Source organism: Streptomyces sp. UH6, assembly GCF_013421635.1.
Taxonomy (GTDB): Bacteria; Actinomycetota; Actinomycetes; order Streptomycetales; family Streptomycetaceae; genus Streptomyces; species Streptomyces abyssomicinicus.
This window is the reverse complement of record NZ_JACADT010001136.1, coordinates 1-1,691: the sequence shown is the minus strand read 5'-3', so window position 1 is coordinate 1,691 and position 1,691 is coordinate 1. Positions and strand designations below refer to the sequence as shown.

1 protein-coding gene and 1 pseudogene are annotated in these 1,691 nt (G+C 74.3%); one reads left to right on the top strand and one right to left on the bottom strand.

The window, feature by feature from the left end; all coding sequences use genetic code 11:
* Positions 1 to 165 precede the first annotated feature (165 nt).
* Positions 166 to 1,287, bottom strand: coding sequence for a tRNA 2-thiouridine(34) synthase MnmA (gene mnmA / locus HW445_RS29990; protein WP_180223957.1), 1,122 nt, complete (start codon positions 1,285 to 1,287; stop codon positions 166 to 168).
* 109 nt (positions 1,288 to 1,396) lie between these two features.
* On the opposite strand from mnmA, the pseudogene HW445_RS29985 reads away from it, so the two are divergent.
* Positions 1,397 to 1,691 (top strand): annotated as a pseudogene (locus tag HW445_RS29985) (N-acetylmuramoyl-L-alanine amidase); the annotation flags it as partial.

The window sequence follows — 1,691 nt, the reverse complement described above, 5'->3', positions numbered from 1 at the left end:
GGCTCCTCGTCGAAGGCGGGTGCGGCGGTGTTCCAGTACGCGGCGATGGCGGAGGCGTCGGTCATCCCGCCATGGTGGCGGCGGGCGCCGACAGCGGTTCCCCGCCGCGGAGCGCAGGGGGTCCCCGCCGTCACGCGGGAGTGGCTTCCCGCCTCCGCGCGGACGTCAGACGGCCGAGGTGGCCCGGACCGTGGAGGCGATGGTGGCCGAGCCGACGACCCGGGTGCCGTCGTAGAGGACGACGGCCTGGCCGGGGGCGACGCCGCGCGCCGGTTCGGCGAAGGTGACGTGGAGGGTGCCGTCGACCAGTTCGGCGGTGACCGGGGTCTCGTCGCCGTGGGCGCGGAGCTGGGCGGTGTAGGCGCCCGGGCCGGAGGGGGCCGTGCCGCACCAGCGGGGCCTGATCGCGGTGAGGCCGGTGACGTCGAGGGCGGCGGCGGGGCCGACGGTGACGGTGTTGTCCACCGGCGAGATGTCGAGGACGTAGCGCGGCTTGCCGTCGGCGGCGGGCGTGCCGATGCGCAGGCCCTTGCGCTGGCCGATGGTGAAGCCGTAGGCGCCCTCGTGGGTGCCGAGCCTGGCGCCGGACTCGTCGACGATGTCGCCCTCCGCCTTGCCGAGGCGCTTGGCGAGGAAGCCCTGGGTGTCGCCGTCGGCGATGAAGCAGATGTCGTGCGAGTCGGGCTTCCTGGCGACGGCGAGGCCCCGGCGGGCGGCCTCGGCGCGGATCTCCTCCTTGGTGGTGACCGTGTCACCGAGCGGGAAGAGGGCGTGGGCGAGCTGGCGGTCGTCGAGGACGCCGAGGACGTAGGACTGGTCCTTGGCCATGTCCGAGGCGCGGTGCAGCTCGCGGGAACCGTCCTCGCGGACGATCACCTTGGCGTAGTGGCCGGTGCAGACCGCGTCGAAGCCGAGGGCGAGCGCCTTGTCGAGGAGCGCCGCGAACTTGATCTTCTCGTTGCAGCGCAGGCAGGGGTTGGGGGTGCGGCCGGCCTCGTACTCGGCGACGAAGTCGTCGACCACGTCCTCCTTGAAGCGGTCGGCGAGGTCCCACACGTAGAAGGGGATGCCGATGACGTCCGCGGCGCGGCGGGCGTCGTGGGAGTCCTCGACGGTGCAGCAGCCACGGGCTCCGGTGCGGAAGGACTGCGGGTTGGCGGAGAGCGCGAGGTGCACTCCGGTCACCTCGTGTCCCGCCTCGGCGGCACGGGCGGCGGCGACGGCGGAGTCGACACCGCCGGACATGGCGGCGAGGACGCGGAGGGGGCGCTGCGGTGTGTCGGTCATAGCCCCTCAAGGGTACGGGGCGCCGGGGAACCGCCGCTCCCGGATATGCGTTGTGCAGTCTGTGAGCGACAGGACCAGGGCCCGCGGGGCGGGGGAAGGGGACCGGCGCGTGGGGCGCCGGACCCTGCTGATCGGCGGCCTCGCGACGGCGGTCGGCGCCGCCGCGCTGGGGCGCGACGAGCTGGGCCGGCTGTGGTGGCGGGTCCCGGGGGTGGAGAAGCCGCGCGTCGAGGGCGCCGTGGACTTCTCGGGCGCGCGCTGGACGGCCGCCTCGGAGGCGAACTACCGCCGGGCCGACCGGCCGGACGACCACCCCGTCGAGCTGGTGATCGTCCATGTCACCCAGGGCAGTTACGACAGCGCGGTGCGGGTGTTCAAGAACCCGGACCATCAGGCGGCGACGC